General features: G+C 64.3%; 28 protein-coding genes. 13 read left to right on the top strand and 15 right to left on the bottom strand.

Going from position 1 to position 26157, the window contains the following annotated elements; translation table 11 throughout:
- Position 1: 1 nt before the first annotated feature.
- The 3 genes from LY284_RS00305 to xseA all read right to left on the bottom strand — a co-directional run bounded on the left by LY284_RS00305 (position 2) and on the right by xseA (position 3260).
- Positions 2-154, bottom strand: coding sequence for a hypothetical protein (locus LY284_RS00305; RefSeq protein WP_014192171.1), 153 nt, complete (start codon positions 152-154; stop codon positions 2-4).
- A 948-nt stretch (positions 155-1102) separates the two neighbouring features.
- Positions 1103-1684: a superoxide dismutase [Fe] gene (sodB, locus tag LY284_RS00300; protein WP_014192172.1), complete on the bottom strand. Its 582-nt coding sequence runs from the start codon at positions 1682-1684 to the stop codon at positions 1103-1105.
- 199 nt (positions 1685-1883) lie between these two features.
- The gene (gene xseA / locus LY284_RS00295; RefSeq protein WP_233383861.1) at positions 1884-3260 is read right to left on the bottom strand and encodes an exodeoxyribonuclease VII large subunit; all 1377 of its coding nucleotides are present in this window, start codon (positions 3258-3260) and stop codon (positions 1884-1886) included.
- 494 nt (positions 3261-3754) lie between these two features.
- On the opposite strand from xseA, the gene lpxK reads away from it, so the two are divergent.
- From lpxK to LY284_RS00270, 5 genes are all read left to right on the top strand, one after another.
- Positions 3755-4771, top strand: a complete 1017-nt coding sequence (lpxK, locus tag LY284_RS00290) for a tetraacyldisaccharide 4'-kinase (RefSeq protein ID WP_233383859.1) — start codon at positions 3755-3757, stop codon at positions 4769-4771.
- Positions 4752-4958: a Trm112 family protein gene (locus tag LY284_RS00285; RefSeq protein ID WP_014192175.1), complete on the top strand. Its 207-nt coding sequence runs from the start codon at positions 4752-4754 to the stop codon at positions 4956-4958. Before lpxK ends, LY284_RS00285 begins: the two co-directional genes overlap by 20 nt.
- A 14-nt stretch (positions 4959-4972) precedes the next feature.
- Entirely contained in the window at positions 4973-5764 is a 792-nt protein-coding gene (gene kdsB / locus LY284_RS00280) for a 3-deoxy-manno-octulosonate cytidylyltransferase (protein ID WP_233383857.1), read from the top strand.
- 290 nt (positions 5765-6054) lie between these two features.
- Positions 6055-6717 carry an adenylate kinase gene (gene adk, locus LY284_RS00275; protein WP_014192177.1) on the top strand — a complete coding sequence of 221 codons (663 nt, stop codon included), beginning with the start codon at positions 6055-6057 and terminating at the stop codon, positions 6715-6717.
- Between the two features lie 211 nt (positions 6718-6928).
- Positions 6929-7687, top strand: coding sequence for a 3-hydroxyacyl-CoA dehydrogenase (locus LY284_RS00270; protein WP_077157471.1), 759 nt, complete (start codon positions 6929-6931; stop codon positions 7685-7687).
- A gap of 16 nt (positions 7688-7703) precedes the next feature.
- Here the strand turns inward: LY284_RS00270 and LY284_RS00265 are convergent, their stop codons facing one another.
- Positions 7704-8546 (bottom strand): SirB1 family protein, encoded by an 843-nt coding sequence (locus LY284_RS00265; RefSeq protein ID WP_045450987.1) that lies wholly within the window; start codon positions 8544-8546, stop codon positions 7704-7706.
- Positions 8546-10096, bottom strand: a complete 1551-nt coding sequence (murJ, locus tag LY284_RS00260; RefSeq protein WP_233383849.1) for a murein biosynthesis integral membrane protein MurJ — start codon at positions 10094-10096, stop codon at positions 8546-8548. Before murJ ends, LY284_RS00265 begins: the two co-directional genes overlap by 1 nt.
- A 368-nt stretch (positions 10097-10464) precedes the next feature.
- Here murJ and rpsT point away from each other — a divergent pair, with 368 nt between their 5' ends.
- A complete protein-coding gene (rpsT, locus tag LY284_RS00255; protein ID WP_014192181.1) occupies positions 10465-10743 on the top strand; it encodes a 30S ribosomal protein S20 in 279 nt (92 codons plus the stop codon).
- Positions 10744-10873: 130 nt separating this feature from the next.
- On the opposite strand, the gene LY284_RS00250 is transcribed toward rpsT, so the two are convergent.
- Positions 10874-11209 (bottom strand): DUF3579 domain-containing protein, encoded by a 336-nt coding sequence (locus LY284_RS00250; RefSeq protein WP_014192185.1) that lies wholly within the window; start codon positions 11207-11209, stop codon positions 10874-10876.
- A gap of 495 nt (positions 11210-11704) precedes the next feature.
- Between LY284_RS00250 and argF the strand changes: the two genes are divergently transcribed.
- Together argF and LY284_RS00240 are read left to right on the top strand one after the other, a co-directional pair.
- Positions 11705-12634 carry an ornithine carbamoyltransferase gene (gene argF, locus LY284_RS00245; RefSeq protein ID WP_045450990.1) on the top strand — a complete coding sequence of 310 codons (930 nt, stop codon included), beginning with the start codon at positions 11705-11707 and terminating at the stop codon, positions 12632-12634.
- Positions 12635-12792: 158 nt separating this feature from the next.
- Positions 12793-14022 carry an argininosuccinate synthase gene (locus LY284_RS00240; protein ID WP_053568743.1) on the top strand — a complete coding sequence of 410 codons (1230 nt, stop codon included), beginning with the start codon at positions 12793-12795 and terminating at the stop codon, positions 14020-14022.
- A gap of 52 nt (positions 14023-14074) precedes the next feature.
- Here the strand turns inward: LY284_RS00240 and murB are convergent, their stop codons facing one another.
- Positions 14075-15091 (bottom strand): UDP-N-acetylmuramate dehydrogenase, encoded by a 1017-nt coding sequence (gene murB / locus LY284_RS00235; RefSeq protein WP_233383841.1) that lies wholly within the window; start codon positions 15089-15091, stop codon positions 14075-14077.
- 100 nt (positions 15092-15191) lie between these two features.
- Between murB and LY284_RS00230 the strand changes: the two genes are divergently transcribed.
- Entirely contained in the window at positions 15192-15677 is a 486-nt protein-coding gene (locus LY284_RS00230; protein ID WP_014192189.1) for a YajQ family cyclic di-GMP-binding protein, read from the top strand.
- A 51-nt stretch (positions 15678-15728) separates the two neighbouring features.
- Here LY284_RS00230 and plsY read toward each other — a convergent pair whose 3' ends face one another.
- The 5 genes from plsY to queG all read right to left on the bottom strand — a co-directional run bounded on the left by plsY (position 15729) and on the right by queG (position 19620).
- On the bottom strand, positions 15729-16355 hold the full coding sequence (plsY, locus tag LY284_RS00225) for a glycerol-3-phosphate 1-O-acyltransferase PlsY (RefSeq protein WP_014192190.1): 627 nt from the start codon (positions 16353-16355) through the stop codon (positions 15729-15731).
- Between the two features lie 35 nt (positions 16356-16390).
- Complete coding sequence (gene ybaK, locus LY284_RS00220) at positions 16391-16882, bottom strand: Cys-tRNA(Pro) deacylase (protein WP_045452173.1); 492 nt, start codon at positions 16880-16882, stop codon at positions 16391-16393.
- A gap of 97 nt (positions 16883-16979) precedes the next feature.
- Complete coding sequence (gene xerD, locus LY284_RS00215; protein WP_045450993.1) at positions 16980-17909, bottom strand: site-specific tyrosine recombinase XerD; 930 nt, start codon at positions 17907-17909, stop codon at positions 16980-16982.
- Positions 17906-18382 carry a methylated-DNA--[protein]-cysteine S-methyltransferase gene (locus tag LY284_RS00210; RefSeq protein WP_233383839.1) on the bottom strand — a complete coding sequence of 159 codons (477 nt, stop codon included), beginning with the start codon at positions 18380-18382 and terminating at the stop codon, positions 17906-17908. Before LY284_RS00210 ends, xerD begins: the two co-directional genes overlap by 4 nt.
- On the bottom strand, positions 18382-19620 hold the full coding sequence (gene queG / locus LY284_RS00205; RefSeq protein WP_233383836.1) for a tRNA epoxyqueuosine(34) reductase QueG: 1239 nt from the start codon (positions 19618-19620) through the stop codon (positions 18382-18384). The genes LY284_RS00210 and queG overlap by 1 nt, the downstream gene beginning before the upstream one ends.
- A gap of 18 nt (positions 19621-19638) precedes the next feature.
- Here queG and tsaE point away from each other — a divergent pair, with 18 nt between their 5' ends.
- Entirely contained in the window at positions 19639-20211 is a 573-nt protein-coding gene (tsaE, locus tag LY284_RS00200) for a tRNA (adenosine(37)-N6)-threonylcarbamoyltransferase complex ATPase subunit type 1 TsaE (protein WP_233383834.1), read from the top strand.
- A complete protein-coding gene (locus LY284_RS00195; RefSeq protein ID WP_045450996.1) occupies positions 20193-21692 on the top strand; it encodes an N-acetylmuramoyl-L-alanine amidase in 1500 nt (499 codons plus the stop codon). Before tsaE ends, LY284_RS00195 begins: the two co-directional genes overlap by 19 nt.
- An 18-nt stretch (positions 21693-21710) precedes the next feature.
- Here LY284_RS00195 and LY284_RS00190 read toward each other — a convergent pair whose 3' ends face one another.
- Complete coding sequence (locus LY284_RS00190; RefSeq protein ID WP_045450997.1) at positions 21711-22592, bottom strand: EamA family transporter; 882 nt, start codon at positions 22590-22592, stop codon at positions 21711-21713.
- A gap of 158 nt (positions 22593-22750) precedes the next feature.
- Positions 22751-23014, bottom strand: a complete 264-nt coding sequence (locus LY284_RS00185; protein WP_045450998.1) for a hypothetical protein — start codon at positions 23012-23014, stop codon at positions 22751-22753.
- A 178-nt stretch (positions 23015-23192) separates the two neighbouring features.
- Here LY284_RS00185 and LY284_RS00180 point away from each other — a divergent pair, with 178 nt between their 5' ends.
- Positions 23193-24092, top strand: a complete 900-nt coding sequence (locus tag LY284_RS00180) for a pirin family protein (protein ID WP_045450999.1) — start codon at positions 23193-23195, stop codon at positions 24090-24092.
- A 78-nt stretch (positions 24093-24170) separates the two neighbouring features.
- Positions 24171-25019: a thioredoxin gene (gene trxA / locus LY284_RS00175; protein ID WP_045451000.1), complete on the top strand. Its 849-nt coding sequence runs from the start codon at positions 24171-24173 to the stop codon at positions 25017-25019.
- A gap of 57 nt (positions 25020-25076) precedes the next feature.
- Here trxA and LY284_RS00170 read toward each other — a convergent pair whose 3' ends face one another.
- Positions 25077-25922 carry a ThiF family adenylyltransferase gene (locus LY284_RS00170; RefSeq protein ID WP_045451001.1) on the bottom strand — a complete coding sequence of 282 codons (846 nt, stop codon included), beginning with the start codon at positions 25920-25922 and terminating at the stop codon, positions 25077-25079.
- Between the last annotated feature and the right edge of the window lie 235 nt (positions 25923-26157).

Here is a 26157-nt window from a genome sequence, read left to right as displayed (position 1 = left end):
CTTACGAACCCTGGTTGGAATCCGGCCGCAACAGATCGAACCCCGCGAGCGCGATAACGCCGGACAGCGCGATGAGCGCGGCGGAATGGCGGCCGAAAAAGAGCAATGCCGCGGCTGACCAGGCCGTGAGGCAGAGAAAGGCGAAGCGCTTCATGATGGACCTTCCGATGCTGAGCCTTGCGGCAAGGGGGTATTTTAGGCTCGTGGCTTGAATGGCGCAGCGGCGGGCGTGCTGTTGGAATGTCTGAATCTTCTGCGGAAACGCTGGCTTGCGTTGACCGTCGATATCAGCTTTCCTATAATTTCGACGTCGACGCGCCGGTTTCGCGTCGATAAAAACCTACGTACAAGCGGGTGAGGAAAACGTAGCGCCGCCCGGTCAACGGGTCCCACCTGGAGTGGGAGTTTCACCGAAAGGTGGATAGAGAATCCCGCCTACAACGGCTGCCCTTCGGCAGCCGTTGGTCTTTCTAAGTTACGGACGAATCTTCCGCCCCTCCATCGCCGCGCGCAGATTGGTTTTTAGCTTCACTTTCTTCGCGGTCAGTTGGCGCTTCGATAACCCTCGGTCGAGCATGTAAGCAGACTGCACGCGAAGCGTGAGTCGATCCCGTCGTAGCCTGTCTTTCAATACCTCGAAAAAGACGGCGTAGTCTGGTAGAGCTCATGGCACAAGACACGCTGCTCTCGCCCGTCATCATATATTTCATTTACCGGAATCTGAATACGAGCCCGAGCGTCCCTTGTAAAGCTATGCGTGAAGCAGTGACAAGAGAACAAGACGACGACGGTAATCAGCAAGTCCGGATCGAGTTCGCATTGGAACGCGAAAGAATCGAGATGGCTCAGATCCCATACTTCATTCCTAAACAATAGTTGTCCGAACGATTCGATCGGTTCGACAACAATCTCGGCAAAAGCGATTTCCTGGGTCGACATCGAGCATTGGATTCGTGAAACCGCTCACATTCTATCGACGCAACCCCGCTTCACACACGCGACTTTCTCCAAGCCTCTCCAAGAAAAAAGCCGCATCGGCCAAGGCCGATGCGGCTTTCGCTACTTCACACGAAGGTCGTCAAAACCCTCGCATCGAGCGCTATTACGCGCCGAAATTCTTCGCGGCGAAGTCCCAGTTGGCGATGTTCCAGTAAGCCTCGATGAACTTCGGACGCGCATTGCGATAGTCGATGTAATACGCATGCTCCCACACGTCGATGGTCAACAGGGCCTTCGCGTCGGTGGTGAGCGGCGTTGCGGCATTGCTCGTCGACACGATATCCACCGTGCCGTCGGTCTTCTTCACGAGCCACGTCCAGCCCGAACCGAACGTGCCGGTCGCGACCTTCGCGAACTCTTCCTTGAACTTGTCGAAGGAGCCGTACTTGGCGTTGATGGCGTCAGCCAGCGCGCCGGTCGGTGCACCGCCGCCCTTCGGCGACAGGCTGTTCCAGAAGAACGTGTGGTTCCAGACCTGCGCGGAGTTGTTGAACACGCCGCCCGAGGACTTCTTCACGATCTCTTCGAGAGACAGGTTCTCGAATTCGGTGCCCGGGATCAGCTTGTTGAGGTTGGTCACATAGGTCTGGTGATGCTTGCCATAGTGATACTCGAGCGTTTCTTCCGACATGTGCGGAGCGAGCGCGTTCTTGTCGAACGGCAGCGGCGGGAGCGTATGTTCCATGATGCGAGCTTCCTTTCTATGTGGTTTGTGGGGGACGGTGAGGAATGATGCAGTGGAGCATGGATTGTAGGCGAGTTGGGATAACCCGGCAAACCGTGTGCCCTTTATGAGGAAGAACGCTTTCTATTCGCTTTGGGCGGCGTAAAAAGTGCTCCCGCGCGCAACTTCGCACGCGTCAAATGTACGCTGCATCGAACGCTCAGAATTCGTCTGACAGGCGCGGCTGCACGTCGGCGAGCAGCACGTCGGCCGATCCTTCCGCAAGGTGGACGGTCAGCGGCCGCTTCGGCTTGAGCGCCGCCGGCGCACGCAATGCGCGGCCCGTCTGCGCGTCGATCAGGGCCGCATAACCGCGTTCGAGCGTGCGCTGCGGGCTCAGCACCTGCAAGCGCGCCGCCAGTTCCGAAACGCACGCCTTCTCGCGTTCCGCACGACGCTCGTGCGCGCTTCCGATGCGCTGGGCAAGCCGCAACAGGTGCTCGCGCTCCGCCGCGACGTCCGGGCGCCTGCGCTGCCAGCGGAACTGCACCAGCGCGAAGCGCGCGCGCGCATCGCGCACTGGCCGCGCACCCGCCGCGACCAGACGGCCCGCCAGTTGACGCAGATGCGTCCGCTGCCGCGCAAGCCGCTCGGCGGGGCTTACAAGCCTGCGCGCGAGCCAGTCGAGCTGCTGGGCGCGACGCTCCATCATCCGGCCGAAACCGCGCGCGAGCGTCGCATGACGATGATCCAGCTCGCGCAGCAGCAGCACGCGCTGCGGGCTCACGAGTTCGGCGGCGGCGGTCGGCGTCGGCGCGCGCACGTCGGCGGCGAAATCGGCAATCGTGAAATCCGTCTCGTGTCCGACGCCGCTCACGACCGGCAGTCCGCTCGCCGCGATGGCCCGCGCGAGCACTTCCTCGTTGAACGCCCACAAGTCTTCGATGGAGCCGCCGCCCCGGCACACGATGAGCACGTCGAGCGCATCGACCTCGCGGCGCGCGTTCGCCGCTTCGACCATCGCCGCGAGCTTCTCGCCGACGCCCGCGCCCTGCACCGGCGCCGGATACACGACGACGGGCACGTGCGGCGCGCGGCGCGCGAGCGTCGTGAGCACATCGCGCAGCGCCGCCGCCTGCAACGACGTCACGATGCCGATGCCGCGCGGATGCGCCGGCAACGCGCGCTTGCGCTCGGGCGCGAACAGCCCTTCGCTCTCGAGTTGCGCCTTCAGGCGCAGGAACGCTTCAAAGAGCCTGCCCTGCCCCGTGCGGCGCACCGCTTCCACGTTCAGCTGCAACTCGCCGCGCGGCTCGTACATCGTGACGAGCGCGCGCACCTCGATCTTGTCGCCTTCGCGCGGCATGAATTCCGCATACTGTGCGCGGCCGCGGAACATCACGCAGCGCATCTGCGCGCCCGCATCCTTGATCGAAAAGTACCAGTGGCCGCTCGCCGCCCGCGTGAAATTCGACACCTCGCCCGACACCCAGACGAGCGGAAACGAGCGTTCGAGCATCGAGCTGATCGCCCGATTGAGCGCGGAAACGGGGATCACGGCATCGCCGTTTTGGGATGGCAGAGAGTCGGGAGTCATGGCGGGAACGGAAAAAACCTGGCGCTGCGGCCGCCTGTCCGATGGACAAACGCCGCTCGACGCGGTACGCAAGTGTAGCAAGTGTCCACACAGAAAGACTTACCGCCGCATGCGCAGTAGCGTCGCGGGAGGCCCGAGACTCCGTTCCAACTCATTGATTTTTAATAACGAAATATCCTTTAACAGTGTAAGCCCCGGAGCAACTCTTTCCTGACGGGACTACGCCGCCCCGCGACCGCGAGTTCTTCACAGAGTTATCCACAGGCGTTCACAGGCGTTCGAATCGCGCCGTCCGCGTTCGCCGCACGCGCCGCCGACTGGCGCACACGGCGCTCGCGCGCTAGAGTGCCGGGTTCGAGCAGCGGCCCGCGCATTCCGTCAGCCGCGTATCGCCGCGAATCCGTTCAACGCCAACCGACATCACGAGGAGCTGCCGTTGCACGTCACGCCACGTCCGACTTCCTTCCCGACAGCGTCCCGCGCAAGGGCGATCCATGTCTGATCTCAAGTCGCCGATCGAGAATTTCCTCGCCCGCGAATGGCGCAAGCGCGGCCCGGTCGCGTGGGCGCTGACGCCGTTCGCCTGCATTTTCGGCGCCGTCGCCGCGACGCGCCGCGCCTTCTTCGACCTCGGCTGGATCAAGCGCGTCGATGTCGGCGTGCCGGTGGTCGTCGTGGGCAACGTGACCGTCGGCGGGACCGGCAAGACGCCGACTGTCATCGCGCTCGTCGAAGCGCTGCGCGCCGCCGGGTTCCAGCCGGGCGTCGTCTCGCGCGGCTACGGCGCGAAGGTCGCGAAGCCGACGAGCGTCACGCCGACGAGCAGCGCCGCGCAGGTCGGCGACGAGCCCCTTTTGATCGCGCGCCGCACGCACGCGCCGGTGTTCGTCTGCCCGGATCGCGTCGCCGCGGCAAAGGCGTTGCGCGAGGCGCATCCAAATGTCGATGTCCTCGTCTCCGACGACGGCCTGCAGCACTATCGCCTCGCGCGCGCGTTCGAGCTCGTCGTGTTCGACGATCGCCTCGGCGGCAACGGCTTTCTGCTGCCCGCGGGTCCGCTGCGCGAGCCGATGTCGCGCCGCCGCGACGCCACGCTCGTCAACAGTCCGTACGAGCGCACGCTGCCGCCGTGGCCAAACACCTTCGCGCTCGAACTCGAAACCGGCGACGCGTGGCTGCTCGACGACCCTTCGGCGCGCCGCCCGCTTGGCGAATTTGCGGGCGAGAAAGTGGTCGCCGCGGCGGGCATCGGCTCGCCGGAGCGTTTCTTCGCGACGCTGCGCGCGGCGGGCATCGCGCCCGCGACCCGCGCGTTCCCCGATCACTATGCGTATCGCGAGAATCCGTTCGCCGGCGTCGAAGCCGATGCGATCCTGATCACCGAAAAGGATGCAGTAAAATTGGGTGCCTGGCGCGACGCACGCATCTGGGTCGTTCCGGTGCAAGCCGTGCTGCGGCCGCGCCTCATCGCTCTTGTTGTGGAGAAACTCCGTGGACGCACGTCTGCTTGAAATCCTCGTTTGCCCGATCTGCAAAGGCCCGCTTACTTACGATCGCGCGGCGCAGGAACTCGTCTGCAGCGCCGACAAACTGGCTTATCCGATTCGCGACGGCATCCCCGTGATGCTCGTCGACGAAGCGCGCCAGACCGTCGAAGGCACGCCCGTCGAGCCGCTCAAACCAGCCGGCGACGCCTGAGCCGTAGACACGCCATGTCCGTTCCGTTCATCGCGGTCATTCCCGCGCGCCTCGCTTCCACGCGCTTGCCGAACAAGCCGCTCGCCGATATCGGCGGCAAGCCGATGGTCGTGCGCGTCGCCGAGCGCGCGCGTGAATCCGGCGCATCGCACGTGCTGGTTGCGACCGACTCCGACCGCGTGGTCGAGGCCGCACGCGATCACGGCATCGAAGTGATGCTGACGCGCTCCGATCATCCCACCGGCACGGACCGCCTCGCCGAAGTCGCAACGCGCCTCAACTGGGACGACGACGCCATCGTCGTCAACGTGCAGGGCGACGAGCCGCTCATCGATCCGCAACTGGTGCGCGACGTCGCGTCGCACCTCGCGGCGCATCGCGAATGCGCGATCGCCACGGCCGCGCATCCGATCCACGATCCGGCGGACGTGTTCAACCCGAACGTCGTGAAGGTCGTGCTCGATGCAAAGAGCGTCGCGCTCTACTTTTCGCGCGCGCCGATTCCCTGGACGCGCGATCTCTGGCAGCCGCACTGGCCGGACGTCGCGGCACTCGGGCAACTGCCCGTGGTGCCGGAAAACGTCTTGCGGCATATCGGCCTCTACGCGTATCGCGCGAAGTTCCTGCGCGGCTTCCCGAATCTCGCGCAAGCGCCTATCGAGGCCGCCGAAGCGCTGGAGCAACTGCGCGCGCTGTGGCACGGCGAGCGCATCGCGGTGCGCGTGACGCAGGATGCGCCGCCACCGGGCGTCGATACGCCCGCCGATCTCGCGCGCGTCCAGGCGCTCTTCCCTCAAGCCGACTGAAAGCCGCGGCACAACCCGTGTAAACCCCGCCAGACGCCCCATTCGACGGGGATTCCGGCGGTTTCTATGCGCGTTATTACGGTCGCGATCGTAAAGAGCCGTGGCATAATCAAGCGATTGCGCGAGCCTTCCGGTCAGCGCCACGCTCAACGTTGCGCCGCTGTCCGCAGGTGCCCGCCGTCTCCTTTCGGCTGCGCGCCCAGTCGTCGACGCCGCACGAGCCTGGCTTACCGGATGTCAAATCAGCCTCGCGGCTTGAAGCGGTTTATAGACGATTCGGAGAGATCACCATGCGTTTGATCCTGTTGGGCGCACCCGGTGCGGGCAAGGGCACCCAGGCAAACTTCATCAAGGAGAAATTCGGCATTCCGCAGATTTCGACCGGCGACATGCTGCGCGCGGCCGTCAAGGCAGGCTCGCCGCTCGGCGTCGAGGCGAAGCGCTACATGGACGCGGGCGAGCTCGTGCCGGATTCGCTCATCATCAATCTCGTGAAGGAACGCCTGCTTCTCGACGATTGCAAGAACGGCTATCTCTTCGACGGCTTTCCGCGCACGCTGCCGCAAGCCGAGGCGATGAAAGACGCGGGCGTCGCGATCGACTACGTGCTCGAAATCGACGTGCCTTTCGACGAAATCATCACGCGCATGAGCGGGCGTCGCGTGCATGCGGCTTCGGGCCGCACGTACCACGTCAAGTTCAATCCGCCGAAAGTCGAGATGACCGACGACGCCACCGGCGAGCCGCTGATCCAGCGCGACGACGACAAGGAAGAGACGGTGAAGAAGCGTCTCGACGTGTATGTCGCGCAGACCAAGCCGCTGATTGCCTACTACAACGACTGGGCGCAGAACGGCGCATCGAACGGTCTCAAGGCGCCGGAGTATCGCAAGATCTCGGGTCTCGGCACCGTCGATGAAATCCGCGCGCGCGTGTTCGACGCGCTGAAGTAAAGCTGCTCGCGTTCGTTCGCGTTCGATGAAAACCCGCTCTTCGTGAGCGGGTTTTTTTGTGCCCATGCATCCGTGTAAGCGCGCATGATCGTCGTGCGATTTTGCAGCAGGCGGCTTCGCTACAATCGACGCGTTTCCCACAAGGACGACTATCGGCGCGAGCGGCGCTCATCCCTGCCCTCGCGCGCGAATCACATCAAGGAGAAGAAACATGGAGATGCAGGACAACGTCTTTCTGATCACCGGCGGCGCATCCGGTCTGGGCGCGGCGACGGCGCGGCTCGTCGCGGCGAACGGCGGCAAGGTCGTGCTCGCCGACATGAACGACGCAGCGGGCGAAGCGCTCGCACAGGAACTGTCGGGCGCGTTCGTCAAATGCGACGTCAGCCAGGAAAGCGACGGCCAGCGCGCCATCGACGCCGCGCTGAAGCTCGGCACGCTGCGCGGCCTCGTGAACTGCGCAGGCATCGCGCCGGCGGCGAAGACGGTCGGGCGCGACGGTCCGCACGCGCTCGATCTCTTCTCGAAAGTGATCGCCGTGAATCTCATCGGCACGTTCAACATGATCCGGCTCGCGGCGAACGCGATGTCGAAGAACGAGGCGAACGATGCGGGCGAGCGCGGCGTGATCGTGAACACGGCGTCGGTCGCCGCCTACGACGGCCAGATGGGACAGGCAGCTTATGCGGCGTCGAAGAGCGGCGTCGCGGGCATGACGCTGCCGATTGCGCGCGATCTGAGCAAGAGCGGCATCCGCGTGATGACCATCGCTCCGGGCCTCTTCGAAACGCCGATGCTGCTCGGCATGCCCAAAGAGGTACAGGACGCGCTCGGCGCGATGGTGCCGTTCCCGCCGCGTCTGGGCAAGCCCGACGAATATGCGATGCTCGTGAAGCAGATCTTCGACAACCCGATGCTCAACGGCGAAGTGATCCGCCTCGACGGCGCGATCCGCATGCAGCCGAAGTGAGTGCGCGCGGCGGCGTTCAGTCGCCGTGCTGCGTACGCTGCCGCAACTCGTGCAGTTCGGTTTCGACGACCGTCGCGTCTTCGGCGTCGGGCCGAATCTCGATGTAGCGCTGCAAATCCTCCAGCGCCGGGCGCAAGTAATCGAGCCGCGCATACGCGAAGCCGCGATCGCGCACTTCCTCGATGCTGTGCGGCAACGCGATCACGAGCCGCTGCTGAACCGCGAGCAGGCGCTGCCAGCGTTCCGTCTGCAAGTAGATGCCCTTCAGGTTGCGCAGCATGCGCGCGATGATTTCGCGGCGCGTCGCGGGCTGCAGCAACACGCGCAGCGCACTGCCGATCGATTCGCCCGCGCGCTGCACATACGGCTCCAGCATTTCGACCATCTGCGCTTCGGAAAGCGTCTGACCGGTCGTGGGATCGAGCATCAGATCCTGCCCGGGCGTCGCGACGCGCAGCAGGAAATGCCCCGGAAACGACACGCCGCGCGCCGGCACGCCGAGCTGCTCGGCCATTTCCAGATAGACCACGGCAAGCGATATCGGAATGCCGCGACGGCGCCGCAGCACCACATTCAGATGGCTGTTGTCGGGATCGTAGTAATCGTTGAGATTGCTGGAGAAACCCAGTTCGCGGAAGAAGTAACGATTGAGCGCATCGACTTTCTGCTTCACGTCCGCGTCGTCGGGCATGCGGCGGCGCGCACGCACCACGAGCTCGTCGATCTCGGCGAGCACCGTCTGCATGTCGAGGTCGGGATACGCGTCCTGTGCGAGCGACAAGGCCGCTTCCGTGAGCGGAAGCGTGTCGTCGTCCGCCATCAGCGAAGAGAAGTAGTCGAGGATACGCGTCGTCGTCATCAAAGCGTGCGTCTCTTGAAATAGGCGTACTTGAAGCCCATTGCGGACAGAATACCGAAATATAGCGCGGCAAACACGACAAGACTCGCCCCGAGCAGCGCGATGCGCATGAACGGCGTCGCGCGCATGCCGATCCAGTCGAAGTTGATCGCCACCCAATGCATCGTGCCCGCAAGAATCAGGCACGCGCCGACGAGTTGCGCGAAAAAGCGCAGCCAGCCCGGCGACGGGCGATAGATTTTGCGACGGCGCAGGCCCAGGAACAACAGACCGGCATTGGCGAGCGCGCCGAGGCCGATGGAAAGCGTCAGGCCCGCGTGAGAAAAGATCGGCACGAAGACGTAGTTGCTCACCTGCGTCATCACGAGGACGAAGACGGCGATCTTCACCGGCGTCTTGATGTCCTGCTTCGCATAGAACCCGGGCGCGAGAATCTTGATGAGGATGAGGCCGATCAGCCCGATGCCATAGGCGGACAGCGCGCGGCCGACCATCACGACGGAATGGTTGTCGAACTTGCCGTAGTGAAAAAGCGTGGCGGTGAGCGGCTCGGCGAAGAAGAACAGCGCGATCGCGCTCGGCGCGGCCAGCAGGAAGGTGATGCGCAGGCCCCAGTCCAGCAGCGCGGAATATTCGACGTTGTCGGCATCGACGTGCGCCTTCGAGAGGCTCGGCAGGAGAATCGTGCCGAGCGCGGCGCCTAAGAGCGCGGTGGGGAACTCCATCAGCCGGTCGGCATAGTTGATCCACGACACCGCGCCCGCCCCGATATTCGACGCGATATTCGTGTTGATGATGAGGCTCAGTTGCCCGACCGACACCGCGAAAGTCGCGGGCACCATTTTCAGCAGCACGCGCTTCACGCCCGGATGCGCGAGCGCGCGCGGAAAGCTCAGGCCGATGCGCGGCACCATGTCGATCTTCTTCAGCCCCGGAATCTGCACGAGCAACTGCAGGATGCCGCCCACGATCACCGCGTAGGCGAGCGCGTACACCGGCATCTTCAGATGAGGCGCCACGAACACCGCCGCGAAGATGAACGACACGTTGAGCAGCACCGGCGCGAACGCGGGCAGCGAGAACTGCTTGTAGGTGTTGAGCACGCCGGACGCGAGCGTCGTCATCGAGATGAAGATGATGTACGGGAACATGATGCGCGTCATGTCGACCGCGAGCGCGTAAGCGGTGCCTTCGTGTTCGAGGCCCGACGCGACCGCGAACACGACCCAGGCCGCGCCCGCCATGCCGACGATCGACAGCGCAATGAGGGCCCACGTCAGCACGGTCGACATGGCGTCGACGAGCGCCTTGGTCGGATCGTGGCCCTTGCTATTCTTGAACTCGGCGAGGATCGGCACGAACGCCTGCGCGAACGCGCCTTCCGCGGACAGCCGCCGCAGCAGGTTCGGAATGCGGAACGCGACATAAAACGCGTCGGTATAGAGACTGGCGCCGAAAGCTCGGGCGATCAGCGTTTCGCGGATCAGGCCGGTCACGCGCGACAGCAGCGTGAAGCCGCTGACCGTCAGGAGGGCTCGGAATAGATTCATGGGGCGCTTATTATACGGAACGCCCGCGACGCGCCCACCAGACTAGACTTATTGCTGGCGGCCAACAGCGCACGATTGACCGATCGCAACAATGCGGCGCCGCCCGGGACGCTCCCACGCCGCGCTTGTCACGTCTCATATTCCCTTGCTATAATCGCGGGTTTCGAAGCTCCGCTTTGCGTGGCCTCTCGTCTTTTCCGGCCCTGGCCGGCGGTGTTTTAAGGTTCTCGGGCAATCGTTCCCGGGATTTCAGATCGAAGGCAGCACGCTCGAACAGCCCGTCTCTCAGGCTCTTCAAGGCCCTCGCCGGCCGCGCGCTCCGCCAAGGTAACAGCAGAAACAGCTGAAACAGGAAAAAGGAAACCGTCATGGCAAATTCCGCACAAGCTCGCAAGCGCGCCCGTCAGGCCGCCAAAGCCAACTCGCACAACTCGGCGCTGCGCTCGAAGTTCCGCACGGCCATCAAGGCAGTTCGCAAGGCTATCGAAGCCGGCGATCAGGCCAAGGCCGCCGAAGTGTTCCAGTCGTCGGTCAAGACGATGGACATCATCGCGGACAAGAAGATCGTCCACAAGAACAAGGCCGCTCGTCACAAGAGCCGCCTGGCTGCAGCCATCAAGGGCCTGCAAGCCCCCGCTGCCCAGTAATTCCGGCTCGCTTCCGGCGCGCGCCTCGGTCTTCGGGCCGGCGTTCGCCGAAGCAGCTTCCTGTTTCCGCTGCGCAGTAACGAAAAAGCCCGCTTCGGCGGGCTTTTTTGCGTCTGCGCTTGTCTGCGCTTCAGGTGTTCTGCTGCGTCTGCGTGCCGTGGTGCGGGGGCAGCTCGCACGCCTCGGTCACGACGAGATCGTTGTCCTTCGCGAAGTTGAGCACGAAGTCGAAGGCCATCGGCTCGATGTCGCGCAGGCGTGAATCGACGATCACGACCTTGATGTCGCCGATCATCGTCGGGCGAACGTAGATGGAATATTGCAGGCGCGCGTTCGGACCTTTAGCTTTGGGCCCGAAGCCGGACATCACGCCCGCGAGACGCTCGGACCAGTCGCTCGGCCGAAACTTCCTCCCGCTCTTGGTGATGCCTTGTATGAAGTATTCGGTAGGGGATGATTCAGCCATGTAGCAATACCTTTTGACGGCCGGTGGCGCGCACCGGAACGCACATGCCTGACGCGGGAAACCAAAAGAGCCGGCGCGGCGATGGCGCCCGGCGGTCCGCGCGAGCCGGTTCTGTGAGAACCGTACGCGCCCGCGACAGGAATGGCGGACTCGACAGCACTGGGCAAACCACCGCGGAATCGGAAACGCACACCGTCACGCCGACCGGATTCTTGCGAATCCTTCGCCGCTGATGCGCGTGAAACGGTGCTGAGTGTTGCAGAACTGTTGAAACGAGCGAGCGTAATTATACAGCAGCGGCCTCTATTCCGCAGCGCACACAGACATCGCCCTGACGCGAGACACGCCGCGAAGGCGGCGGCGGCCCGCTCCATCAGCCTCGTCAAACATCACAAAATCCTTTATGCTCAAAAGTGATACCCACTCCCGACGGCGGCGCCGTCCGGCCCGCGCAGATGAGCGAAGCGGCCGGTTCGAAGCCGCCGCTTGCGTTTCATGACCGCCAAGAAAATTCGCCACTATCTTCAGTTCAAGGATTTTTCGCTCGACGACTACGAGTATGTGCTCGAACGCGCGCGCATCCTGAAGCGCAAGTTCAAGAACTACGAAACGTATCATCCGCTGCACGACCGCACGCTCGCGATGATCTTCGAGAAGAGCTCGACGCGCACGCGTCTCTCGTTCGAGGCGGGCATCTTCCAGCTCGGCGGCCACGCGGTGTTCATGAACACGCGCGACACGCAGCTCGGCCGCGGCGAGCCGATCGAGGATTCGGCGCAGGTCATTTCGCGCATGGTCGACATCATCATGATCCGCACGTTCGGTCAGGACATCATCCGGCGCTTTGCGGAAAGCTCGCGCGTGCCGGTCATCAACGGGCTGACCAACGAGTATCACCCGTGTCAGGTGCTGGCCGATATCTTCACGTTCTACGAGCATCGCGGGCCGATTCACGGCAAGACGGTCGCATGGGTCGGCGACGCGAACAACATGCTTTATACGTGGATCGAGGCCGCGCAGATTCTCGGGTTCAAGCTGCGCCTCTCCACGCCGCTGGGATACAAACTCGATCCCGCGCTGGTCTCCGAGGACAGCAAGCCGTTCTTCGAGGAATTCGACGATCCGAACGACGCCTGCGCCGGCGCGGATCTCGTCACCACGGACGTCTGGACCAGCATGGGCTATGAGGCCGAGAACGAAGCGCGCATGAAGGCGTTCGCCGATTATTGCGTCGACGCCGAGATGATGGCGCGCGCCAACGCGGACGCACTCTTCATGCACTGCCTGCCCGCGCACCGCGGCGAGGAAGTGAGCGCGGATGTCATCGACGGTCCGCAGAGCGTCGTCTGGGACGAGGCGGAGAACCGCCTGCACGTGCAGAAGGCGCTGATGGAATATCTCCTGCTCGGCAAGCTGAATCACTAAGCCGGCGCACCGGATATGGCCGCGCATCCCAAATTTACGGAAGCGCGGCTTTTTAATGTCAAAATAGTGTTTTTTCCGCGCACTTCATGCCCGTCGCGCGCGGCGGACGCGAAGCGGCGCACAACCGCCGCACCGGCTTTTCCGCACACGAGTTCACCATGAGCGATATCAAGAAAGTCGTGCTCGCCTATTCGGGCGGTCTCGACACCTCCGTCATCCTGAAATGGTTGCAGGACAACTACGACGCCGAAGTCGTCACCTTCACGGCCGATATCGGCCAGGGCGAGGAACTGGAGCCTGCACGCAAGAAGGCGATCCAGCTCGGCATCAAGCCTGAAAACATCTTCATCGACGATCTGCGCGAAGAATTCGTCCGCGATTTCGTGTTCCCGATGTTCCGCGCGAACACCATCTACGAAGGCGAGTATCTGCTCGGCACTTCGATCGCGCGTCCGCTGATCGCCAAGCGCCAGATCGAGATCGCGCGCGCGACCGGCGCGCAGGCCGTGTCGCACGGCGCGACCGGCAAGGGCAACGATCAGGTGCGCTTCGAGCTCGGCTACTACGCGCTGGAGCCGGGCATCAAGGTGATCGCGCCGTGGCGTGAATGGGACCTGCTCTCGCGCGAAAAGCTGCTCGCGTATGCGGAGAAGGCCGGCATTCCGATCGAAATGAAGCACAAGCAAGGCGGCGCGCCCTATTCCATGGACGCGAACCTGCTGCATATCTCGTTCGAAGGCCGCCATCTGGAAGACCCGAAGGCCGAGGCCGAAGCCGACATGTGGCGCTGGACGGTGTCGCCGGAAGAGGCGCCGGATCAGCCGGAATATCTGGACATCGAATACGAGCACGGCGACCCGGTCGCGCTGAACGGCAAGCGCCTGTCGCCGGCCGACATGCTCACCGAGTTGAACCGCCTCGGCGGCAAGCACGGCATCGGCCGTCTGGATCTGGTCGAAAACCGTTACGTCGGCATGAAGTCGCGCGGCTGCTATGAAACGCCGGGCGGCACGATCATGCTGAAGGCGCACCGCGGCATCGAGTCGATCACGCTCGACCGCGAAGTGGCACACCTGAAGGACGATCTGATGGCGCGCTACGCATCGCTGATCTACAACGGCTACTGGTGGAGCCCGGAGCGCCGCGCGATTCAGGTGCTGATCGATCACACGCAGGAAAAGGTCAACGGCTGGGTGCGCGTAAAGCTCTACAAGGGCAGCGTGTCGGTCGTCGCGCGCGATTCGAAGGAAACGCTCTTCGACAAGACCATCGCAACCTTCGACGATGACGGCGGCGCCTACAACCAGGCCGACGCCGGCGGCTTCATCAAGTTGAACGCGCTGCGCATGCGGATTGCCGAGAATGCGCGCCGTCAGCGCGGGGACTGATTCCTTCCCGCATGACGCTTGACGAAAAAACCCGCCGCGGCGGGTTTTTTCTTTAGACGCGAACCGGCTCCATCTCCAGTTCCACATCGAAACGCGCGAGCACGTCGCGCTGGATGGCTTCGGCCAGTTCGAGGACTTGCGCGCCCGTCGCGCCGCCGCGATTCACGAGCACGAGCGCCTGCCGGTCGTGCACCGCCGCGCCGCCGATGCCGCGCCCTTTCCAGCCGCATTGATCGATCAGCCAGCCCGCCGCGAGCTTCGTCTGCCCGTCCGCCTGCGCGTACGAGACGACGCCCGGCTCGCGCGCCTTGAGCGCTGCGAAGGCCTGCGCGCTCACGACCGGATTCTTGAAGAAACTGCCCGCGTTGCCGAGCACGGTCCAGTCGGGCAGCTTGGCGCGCCGCACCGCGACGACCGCGTCGAAAATGGCTTGCGCGTCGCGTGTCGAAGCGCCTTCGAGCGCGCGCGCGACATCGGCGTAATCGGCGCGCGGCGTCCACGCTTTCGGCAAGCGGAACACCACCGAAGTGATCATGAAGCGCCCGCGCCCTGCCCGCTTGAAGAAGCTGTCGCGATAACCGAACGCGCATGCGGCGCGATCGAAGTCCACGCGTTCGCCCGTCGCAAGCTCGACGGCGCTCAGGCGCTCGAAGCACTCGCCCATTTCGAGCCCGTAAGCGCCGATGTTCTGAATGGGCGCCGCGCCGACCGTGCCGGGAATCAGCGCCAGGTTTTCGAGGCCCGGCATGCCCTGTGCGAGCGTCCAGGCGACGAAGGCGTGCCAGTTTTCGCCCGCGCCGGCTTCGATGAGCCACGCGTCGGCGTCTTCGGCGATCACGCGCTTGCCCGCGATGCCGACGATCAGTGCGACGCCGTCGAAATCGCGCGTCAGCACGACATTGCTGCCGCCGCCCAGCACGAGTTGCGGCATGCCGGCGATACGTTCATCGCGTGCGAGCGCGACGGCCGCATCGACGGAATCGATACGCATGGCGTGACGCGCGCGCACGTCGAAGCCGAACGTGTTGTGCGGGAGAAGCGGGAAATCGGTGAGAAGCTGAAGCGACATGAAGGAAGCGCGTCGGTAGAATGACGTCAGGTTCGTGATTATAGCGATTGCGCGAGACGCGCCCTTTCAGCGCGCTCGCCTCAATGAAGGAGAAACGGCAATGCCATCGTTTGACGTCGTCAGCGAAGCAAACATGATCGAAGTGAAGAACGCCATCGAGCAATCGAACAAGGAAATCTCGACGCGCTTCGACTTCAAGGGTTCGGACTCACGCGTCGAGCAGAAGGAGCGCGAACTCACGCTCTACGCCGACGACGATTTCAAGCTCGGTCAGGTGAAAGACGTCCTGCTGAACAAACTCGCCAAGCGCAGCGTCGACGTGCGTTTTCTCGACTACGGCAAGCAGGAGAAGATCGGCGGCGACAAGCTCAAGCAGGTTGTCACGGTCAAGAAAGGCGTGTCGGGCGATCTGGCGAAGAAGATCGTCAAGATCGTGAAGGACAGCAAGATCAAGGTGCAGGCGAGCATTCAGGGCGACGCGGTGCGCGTGCAAGGCACGAAGCGCGACGATCTGCAAAGCGCCATCGCGCTCCTGAAGAAGGAAGTCACGGATACGCCGCTCGACTTCAACAACTTCCGCGACTGAGCCTTTCCGCTTCGAAAGAGCCGTTCCGACCCGCGTCGGAACGGCTCTTTTTTATTCGACCGCCTTTTTCTTCTCGCCGATGCGGCTTTCCTTGCCCGCGAGCAGCTTCGAGATGTTCGCCCGATGCCGCCAGATGAGCAGCGCGCTCATGGCCAGCACGGCGAGCGAGACGCGGCTCGGCCCGAAGAGGAAGACCTGAAAGAACGGTGCGAACACGGCCGCGACGAGCGCCGCCAGCGACGAATAGCGGAAAAAGAACGCGATGATGAGCCAGGTGAGCAGCGTCGCGACCCCGAGCACCGGATGAATCGCGAGCAGCACGCCCGCCGCCGTCGCGACGCCCTTGCCGCCCTGGAACTTGAAAAACACGGGGTACAGATGCCCGAGGAACACGGCAATGGCCGCGAGCGCCGTCGCCGTATTGATGCCCGCGGCGTCCAGCCCGAAGTTCGCGCCGAAATGCGCGACGATCCACACGGGCAACCAGCCTTTGAATGCATCGCCGATGAGCGTGAGAATCGCGGCCTTCTTGTTGCCGGTGCGCAGCACGTTGGTCGCGCCGGGGTTGCCCGAGCCGTACGAGCGGGGATCGGCGAGGCCCATCGCATGACTCACGACGACGGCGAATGAAATCGAGCCGATCAGATAGGACGCGACGGCGACGATCAGAAAAATCATGGTGTCTGTAGGTTGTGGCGAGAGCGGAAGGCATTCTAATCGACGCTCGCGCACTGCACGGGCGTAGCACCGAGCAGTTCGGTGAGCACGGATGGCTTCAGGCTGACGAGATACCCGCGCCGCCCGCCGTTCAGATAGATCACATCGAGATCGAGAATGCTCGATTCGACGTACACGGGCATGGCCTTCTTCGTGCCGAACGGCGACGTTCCGCCGACAAGAAAGCCCGAGTGCCGGTTCGCGACTTCCGGCTTGCAGGGCTCGATGCGCTTTGCGCCCGTCTGCCGCGCGAGATTCTTGGTGGACACGGTGCGATCGCCATGCATCAGCACGATGAGCGGCTTCGCGTGCTCGTCTTCCATCACCAGCGTCTTGACAACACGATGCTCTTCCACGCCGAGTTGCCGCGCGGATTCCTCCGTGCCGCCATGCTCGACATATTCGTAAGGATGTTCGCCGAATGCGACCTTGTGACGGCGCAGGAACTGCGTCGCGGGCGTTTCGGACACGTGTTTGCTTTTCGACATGGACGCATTGTAGCGGCGCGTTCCCCGGCTCACCATCGGCCATTCGGCCGAGTGGGCGAACGCGCGCCGATGTGGCACGATCGTTCGCGTAAGAAAGCTATCCGCGCGGATGATGCTCGCGATGCAGCTTGTGCAGGCGCTCGCGCGCCACGTGGGTATAGATCTGCGTCGTCGAGATGTCGGAGTGGCCGAGCAGCAATTGCACGACGCGCAGGTCCGCGCCGTGATTGAGCAGATGCGTGGCGAACGCGTGACGCAGCGTGTGCGGCGACAGCGGCGCATGCACGCCGCCGTTAAACGCGTGGCGCTTGATGATGTTCCAGAACTGCTGGCGCGTCATGCCTTCGCCGCGCGAAGTGACGAAGAGCGCATCGGCGGCGCGCGCGCCGAGCAGCGCCGGACGCGATTCGCGCAAATAGCGGTCGAGCCAGTCGTGCGCCGTCTCGCCGAACGGAATCAGGCGCTCTTTCGAGCCCTTGCCCATCACACGGACGACGCCTTCGTTGAGGCCGAGCTCGACTGTCTTCAGCGTGACGAGCTCGGTCACGCGCAGGCCGCTCGCGTACATCAGTTCGAGCATCGTGCGGTCGCGCAGTCCGAGCGGCGTGTCGATGTCCGGCGCGCCGAGCAGCGCTTCCACTTGCGCTTCGTTGAGCGTCGAGGGAAAGCGCGGCGCCTGCTTGGCGGAACGCAGCTTGAGCGTCGGGTCGGTGGCGACGCGATGCTCGCGTAACCCCCACGCGTAATAGCGGCGAAAAACGGACAGCCGCCGGTTCGCGGAGGTCGCCTTGTCGCCGCTTCGCAACGCCGCGTACGCCGTCAGATCGACTTCCGTCGCTGTGTCGAGCGATGCGCCGCGCGTCTTGCCGAGCCATTCCGCGAAGAGCTTCAGGTCGCGCCGGTACGCTTCGAGCGAGTTCTTGGCGAGCCCGTGTTCGAGCCAGAGCGCGTCGCAAAACTGATCGATCGCGTCATGGCTCGCGGCGAATGCCGGCGTTTGGTTGTCTTCGGTCGTTGCGCTCGTCATGCGATCGATACACCTTCATGCGCCAGCAGCCAGCGCTTCACGTTGCGATAAAACCCTTCGCCGGGATGATGCGCGAAACCGCCGATGCCGCCCGACGCGACTACCCGGTGGCACGGTATCACGATCGGCAGCGGATTGGACCCGCATGCCTGCCCGACCGCGCGCGGCACGCTGCCGATTTCGCGCGCGAGCTGGCCGTAGGTCCACACCTGCCCCGCCTCGATGCCGGCGATACCGCGCCATACGCGCTGCTGAAACGCGGTGCCGCGGATCGCGATCGGCAGGTCGAAACGCATCGACGGCGCAGCGAAATAGGCGCGGATCTGCGCGACGGCTTCGAACGCGAGCGGCTTGCGCGGCGCAATGCTCTCGATATCGCCCGGAAGATAGACGATCTCGCGCACCGAAACGTCGTCGGCGCGAATGCCGACTTTGCCGAAGGGCGCATCGATGACGGCATCGAACGGATTCATCACTGGCTCCCTTGCGCAAGCGCCCAATGCACATGCTCGCGCACCAGCGCGGACGGATCGTCCGCGCGGGCTTCCAATGCGTCGGTGATCGCCCTGCGTTCGTCCGCATCGAGCGATGTGGCGCGCAACGCATTGCCCATCGCCACCGCAATATTGCGCAGCCAGCGCTCGTGCCCGATGCGCCGGATCGCGCTGCCCTGCATGCGCGTGTCGAAGTCGGCGGCGCTCCATGCGGAGAGCTCGACGAGCGTCGCGCGATCGAGCCCGTGCCGCACGTCGAAATCCGCGACGGGCGCGGCCTGCGCGAATTTGTTCCACGGACAGATGAGCTGGCAGTCGTCGCAGCCGTACACACGATTGCCGATCAGCGGCCGCATCGCTTCGGGGATGCTGCCGTGCAGTTCGATCGTCAGATACGAGATGCAGCGCCGCGCATCGACACGATACGGCCCGACGATCGCGCCCGTCGGGCACGCGCCGATGCAGCGCGCGCACTGACCGCAATGCGCGCCGTCTTGCTCGGGATGCGGATCGGCGGGCAGCGGCACATCGACGTAAATCTCGCCCAGGAAGAAGAGCGAACCGGCGTCGCGATCGAGCAGCAGCGTGTGCTTGCCGCGCCAGCCGTTGCCCGCCTTCTGTGCGAGCGCGACTTCCAGCACCGGCGCGGAATCGGTGAATGCACGATGCCCGAACGGTCCGATCTCGCGCTCGATGCGCTCGGCCAGTTGCTGCAGACGATTGCGCATGACCTTGTGATAATCGCGGCCGCGCGCGTAGATCGAGACCACCGCATTTGATGGCTTCGACAAGCGCGTCCATTCGATCGCGCGCCAGTCGTTCTTCTGACCATCGGCTGTCGCGACACTTTCATCGCCTGTTTTCGCGAGCGTTTCGGCAGGCAGATAGGCCATGCGCGCGGTGATGACGCGTCGCGTTCCGGCCACAAGCTCGGCCGGTCTTGCGCGTTTCATCCCATGTTTGGCCATATAATCCATTTCGCCGTGATAGCCTGCTTCGAGCCAGCTAGCGAGGCCCTCCTCGGCATCCGACAGGTCGATATCGCTGATGCCGACCGCACCGAATCCCAACTCGCGCCCCCACTCCTTGATGCGTTGCGCGAGCGCCGCCAGCGCGTGTTCATCGAGATCGAATACGCGAGGCTCTGAGGCGGACTCAGCGGCGGCGTCGCTGGACGCGGTCGTGACTTCAACGGAATGTTCCGGCAATCGGTTCATCACGACATTTTACGAGCAATGCCCGAAAGCCCTTCACGAACGACGCAAGACTTATCCGCCGCGCTGCTCGAACGACGCTTCGAACTGCGCGACGAAGCCGCGACGCTCGCTTTCGGCGAACGCTTTGCGCGCGCCATCGACGCCACGCGCAAGCACAGTTCGACTGCTTCATCTGAACGTTTTCATGGCTTGCAAGTCCAGTTGATCGGGGACCTGGGCGCGGGCAAGACCACGCTCGTGCGCGCCACGCTGCGCGCGCTCGGTCATGCCGGCCGCGTGAAAAGCCCCACTTACACGCTCGTCGAGCCGTATTCGCTCGTCATCGAAAGCGGTCCGCTCGACGTTTATCACTTCGATCTCTATCGCTTCGCCGATCCGGCCGAATGGGCCGATGCCGGCTTCCGCGAATATTTCGATGCGGGCGCGCTGTGCCTCGTCGAGTGGCCGCAGCAGGCGGGCGGGCTGCTCGGCGTGCCGGACCTCGTATTTGCGCTGTCTCTACCAGACGAAGGAATGTCGAACGAAGAAGGCCGCGTGCTGATTGCGCGGGCGTTTAGCGAAACAGGAAAGTCATGTCTCGAAAGATGTTGATCAAGCCGTTTGCGTCGATCGAAGCCGCTGCCCTTGCGCCGCATAGCTGGCGCCGCCGCCAGGTGTTGCGCGCGGGCGCTTCGACGCTCGTGCTTGCGCTCGCCGGACCGAAGCTCGCGCATGCGAGCAGCGTGCTCGGCGTGCGCGTGTGGCCCGCGCGCGATTACACGCGCGTGACGATCGAATCGGATCAGCCGCTGCAGAACGCCAACCAGTTGTTGCAGGGACCGGACCGGCTCGTCGTCGATCTTTCCGGCATCGATCTCGATCAGGCGCTGCGCGACCTCGTCTCGAAGATCGCGCCGAACGATCCGCAAATTCAATCGGTGCGCATCGGGCAGTATCAGCCGCATGTCGTGCGCATGGTGTTCGACCTGAAAGGCTCGGTGAAGCCGCAGGTGTTCACCCTGGGGCCGATCGGCAGCTACAAGTACCGGCTCGTGTTCGACCTGTATCCGGCCGTCGCGCCCGATCCGCTCATGGACCTGCTCGCGCAGACCGAGCGCAAGCAGGAAGCGCTCGACCGCGCGAACCCCAATCCGGCGGTGCCGCCGCCCGCCACGCTCTCCGGGCCGGCGACGGCGCAAAAGCCCGGCACGCCCGATTCCACCGACGAGTTTTTCCAGAAGTACGCGCAAGGCGATGCGCCTGCCGAGACCGCGCCGAAGCCCGCGTTGAAACCGCAGCGCGCGCCGACGCCGCCGCCCGTCATCGCCAGGAAGGACGACGACGACCAGTACACCTTCTCCGCGCCGAAGCAGGCCGGCACGACGCGCCTCCTGACGGTCGCGATCGATCCGGGACACGGCGGCGAAGATCCCGGCGCGATCGGCGGCCAGGGCACCTACGAGAAGCACATCGCGCTCGACATCGCGAAGAAACTGCGCGCGAAGATCGACGCCCAGCCGAACATGCGCGCGATGATGACCCGCGACGCCGACTTCTTCGTGCCGCTCAACGTGCGCGTGCAGAAGGCGCAGCGCGTGTCGGCGGACCTGTTCGTGTCGATTCACGCGGATGCCTTCACGTCGCCCGATGCGCGCGGCTCGTCCGTGTTCGCGCTGTCGGAACATGGCGCGTCGAGCGCGGCGGCACGCTGGATGGCGGCCAAGGAGAATGCGTCGGATCAGGTCGGCGGCATCAACGTGAAGTCGCAGGATGCGAGCGTGAACCGCGCGCTCTTCGATATGTCCACGACCGCGCAGATCCGCGATTCGATGCGCTACGGCAGCTTCGTGCTGAACGAGATCGGCGGCATCAACAAGCTGCACAAGGGCTCGGTCGAACAGGCGGGCTTTGCCGTGCTGAAGGCGCCGGACATTCCCTCGATCCTCGTGGAAACCGCGTTCATCAGCAACCCGGACGAGGAAGCCCGCCTGAACGACGACGCCTATCGCGACAAGATGGCCAACGCGATCATGAAGGGCATCAAGCGCTACTTCGCGGCGAACCCGCCGCTCGCGAAGAGCCGCATGACGTAAGACTCGGGAACGGCGCGCTCAGCGCGTCGCCGGCAGGATGCGCTGCACGAGGCGCGCGCCGAAGACGTTCACCACGAGTCCCGCCATCACGAGCGCCGCGCCCGCCACCTGCGCGGCGCTCAAGGCCTCGCCGAGAAACACCGCCGCCGAGGCGAGCCCGATCACCGGGACGAGCAGCGAAAACGGCGCGACGCTGCCCGCCGGATAGCGCGCGAGCAGCTTTCCCCACAAGCTATAGCCGACGATCGTCGCGACGAACGCGAGATAGAGAATCGCCAGCACCGACACGAGCGGAATGTGCGCGAGACTCGCTTCGATGCGCGCCGGACCTTCGAAAATGAGCGAGAGCGCGAGAAACGGCAGCGGCGGAATGAGGCTGCCCCACACGACGAGCGAAAGCAGATCGACCTTGCCCATGCGCTTGGTCACGACATTGCCGAGCGCCCACATCGACGCCGCCGCGAGCGTGAAGAGAAAGCCGGTGACGGTCATCGCCTGCCCGCCGCGCATGCCGATGAGCGCGAGCCCCGCCGCCGCGATCAAAAGCCCGGCCACGTTCACCGCGCGGATGCGCTCGCCGAGGAACATTGCCGCGAACACGAGCGTGAAGAACGCCTGCGCTTGCAGCACGAGCGATGCGAGCCCCGCCGGCATGCCCACGTACATGCCGTAAAACAGCAGCGCGAACTGGCCGAGGGAAATGGTGAGGCTGTAGGCGAACAGCCAGCGTAGCGGAATCTGCGGGCGCTTGACGAAGAACACCGGCACGGCGGCGAGCGCGAAGCGCAATGCGCCGAGCAGCATCGGCGGCACGCCGTGCAGGCCCAGCTTGATGACGACGAAATTCACGCCCCACGCCAGAATGACCACGCTTGCGATCAGCAAATCCTTTGGCGACATCGCCCTTCCCCTCGTTTCATGCACGTCGTTGACGAGTCGGAAAGTGTAACGGAGGGCGGCGCGGCAGGCTTGTCGAATGCTGAACTTCCGCGCGCGAACGCAAAAAGGCGCTCACGCCGCTCGAACGGCGTGAGCGCCTCCCCATGCGAAAGCCGTGCTTACTTGCTCTGCCCGCCTTCCCCCGCCGCGTTGTTGCCCGTGCTCGCATCGGGCGTCTTCTTGCCCGCGGACGGATGCGCGCTGTGCTTGCGCGGCTTCTTGTGCTTGGTCGTGGCCGAGCCGGACATGTCGCCCTGCGTCGTGGCGGAGGTGTCGCCGCCCGCCGACGAATTGCCCGACGAGGTCTGCGCGAACGCGCCCGTCGCTGCGGTGGCGGTGAAAAGGCCCGCGGTAATGGCGATCAACAGCTTGTTCTTGCTCATGTCTTCAATCTCCCATCAGGGTTGCAAAGGTTGCGCGGCGCTGCACGCATGCCGAAAAGCGCGGCGACGTAAAAAACGAAGGCCTCGGTGACGGGTCTGCGCCGCGCGGCATCGGCCGGTAGAATCGACGGAATCCCGCGCGCCATTCCGGCGCCCGATCTTTCCTTCGGAACCCGCCATGCCCTCGACGATCCGCGCACTGCTCAAGCCTCACCAACACGACGTCGGCGGCCTCATGGTGCGGCGGGTGTTGCCCGCACTCGCGGCGCGCACCGTCGGACCCTTCATCTTTTTCGACCACATCGGTCCCGCAACGCTCGTGCCCGGCAAAGGACTCGACGTGCGTCCGCATCCGCATATCGGGCTCGCGACCGTCACCTATCTGTTCGACGGCGCGATCATGCATCGCGACAGCGTCGGCTCGGTGCAGAAGATCGTGCCCGGCGACGTCAACTGGATGACTGCGGGCCGCGGCATCGTCCATTCGGAACGCACGCCCGACGAGGAGCGCGCATCCGGCCAGAGCATGCACGGCATTCAGACGTGGGTCGCCATGCCGGCCGCAAGCGAGGATATCGAGCCGGCGTTCGAGCATCACGCCGCGGCCGCCTTGCCGCAGATCGAGCGCGACGGCGTGACGCTGCGCGTGATCGCGGGCACGGCGTTCGGCGCGAAAGCCCCCACGCGCACCTTCTCGCCGACGCTCTACGTCGCCGCGCAGTTCACGGCCGGCAGCGCGATCTCGCTCGATAGCGAGCACGAGGAACGCGGCGTCTATCTCGTGAGCGGCGATCTCTCCATCGACGGCGAGCCGCTGCCCGAACAGCAGATGGCGGTACTCGCGCCGGGCGGGCACGCGAAGCTGCACAGCGCGGGCGGCGCGGTCGCGATGCTGCTCGGCGGCGCGCCGCTCGACGGGCCGCGCTTCATCGAATGGAATTTCGTGTCGAGTTCGCGCGAGAAGATCGACGCCGCGAAGCTCGCCTGGAGCGAACAGCGCATGGGCCACGTGCCCGGCGAAACCGAGTTCATCCCGCTGCCGCCGCAGCGCCGAGAGAATCGCGCGCCCGACGCGTAAGATGCGCGCCCGCGCTTGAGACTTACACGGATCGTCCCTATGTCAATGGGATAGACCGCAAGGATTAGGAGAAAACGCATGGATACGACCCTCGCCACCTTCGAGAACGACGTCATCAACGCGTCGATGCTCGCGCCCGTTCTGGTCGATTTCTGGGCGCCCTGGTGCGGCCCCTGCAAGACGCTCGGTCCGATGCTGGAACGGCTCGAAGCCGAAGCCGCGGGCGCATGGAAGCTCGTGAAGGTGAACGTCGATGAAAACCAGGAGCTCGCCGCGCATTTCCAGGTGCGCAGCATTCCGCATGTGGTCGCGTTCGCGGATGGCAGGCCGGTCGATCAGTTCATCGGCGTGCTGCCCGAAGGCCAGTTGCGCGAGTTTCTCGACCGGCTCGTGCCCGCTGGCGCCGACGTCGAGCGCCGCACCGCGCAGACCGCGTGGGCGGCGGGCGACCGCAAGAAGGCCATCGACACGATCAAGGCCGCGCTCGCGCTCGATCCCGGCTGGGACGATGCGCGTCTGGACCTGATCGAATGGCTGATCGCGGAGCGGCGCATCGACGAAGCGAAGGAAGAGGACAAGCTGCTCTCGCCGAAGACGACGCAGGGCATCGACGCGCGCTACAACGCGCTGAAAACCGAGCTCGACGCCGCCGATGCCGCAGCCGACCTGCCGCCCGCCGACGCGCTGATCGACGCCGTCAATGCGAATCCGGACGATCTGGATGCGCGCTTCGCGCTCGCCAACCGCCTGATCGCGGGACGCGATTACGACGGCGCGCTGGAGCATCTGCTTGCCATCGTCGTGCGCGACCGCGCCTTCATGGACGACGTGGGCCGCAAGACGATGCTTTCCGTGTTCGACCTTGCCGCGAATCAGCCGGATCTCGTTTCGAAGTGGCGGCGCAGGCTGAGCGCGGCGATGAACTAATTCCGCTTTGCCTTTCAAATCAAAACGGCCAGCTTTCGAAAGCTGGCCGTTTTGCTTTCAGGCGGCGCGTTTCGCCAGTTCGCGCAGCACATGCGCGGCGGCCGCGAAACCGAAGCTCGCCGTCACGCACACGCTCGACCCGAACCCCGCGCAATTGAGCCCGACCGGCCCGGTATGGCCCGCGCCCGTTTCGAGATGTTCCGCGCCCTCGCTGATATCGCACGCGGCCGCTTCGGGATAGATCAGCGGTTCGTCCGAATACACGGCGCTCACCTTGAAGCGCGCCTTCGGTCCGCGCGGAAAGCCGTGCAGCTTGCGCAACTGGCCGCGCACTTTCGACAACAGCGGGTCCTGGATCGTAAACGCCAGATCGTCGATGCGAATGCGCGTCGGGTCCAGTTGACCGCCCGCGCCGCCCACCGTGATGAGCGCCTGCTTGCGCGCCACGCACCACGCGATCAGCGCGGTCTTGGTGCGCACGCTGTCGATCGCATCGATCACGTAATCGAAGCCGCCGCCGAGCGTCGCGTCGAAGTTGCCGGGCTCGACGAAGTCTTCGATCTGCCGCACTTCGCAGGCCGGATCGATCAGCCGGATGCGCTCGGCCATCGCGGTGACTTTCGCTTTGCCGTAGTTGCCGTCGAGCGCGTGAATCTGCCGGTTGGTGTTGCTCTCCGCGACATTGTCGAGGTCGATCAGCGTCAGCTTGCCGATGGCGCTGCGCGCGAGCGCTTCGGCGACCCACGAGCCCACGCCGCCAATACCGATCACCGCGACATGCGCCCTCTCGAACGCGGCGAGCGCGGGCGCGCCATACAGACGCGCAATGCCGCCGAAGCGGCGCTCCCGATCGGCGGCGTCTTCGGCGGAAAGCGGTAGAGCGGTTTCGGATGAGGCGTTCATGTCGGGCGAGCGAAAAAACCGGTGCGTTGAAAGCAAACTAAAAGCCAGAAAAAGGCGACGTCCGTTGTGCGGCGTCAATCAAGGCTTACAGGCGGCTGTCGGGCGTGGAAACTTACGTGCCCGATCATGCAAAATTCGAACGAATTGCGTATTCTGCCTTATCGAAACCATGAACGTGATAGCCGCGAACGTCGCGCTCGCCGGCGCTTCGCGTTCAGGGTAATCAGGGCAAGAT

Source organism: Caballeronia sp. PC1 (assembly GCF_021353155.1).
Classification (GTDB): Bacteria; Pseudomonadota; Gammaproteobacteria; order Burkholderiales; family Burkholderiaceae; genus Caballeronia; species Caballeronia cordobensis.
This window is presented reverse-complemented; position numbering and strand designations above follow the sequence as displayed.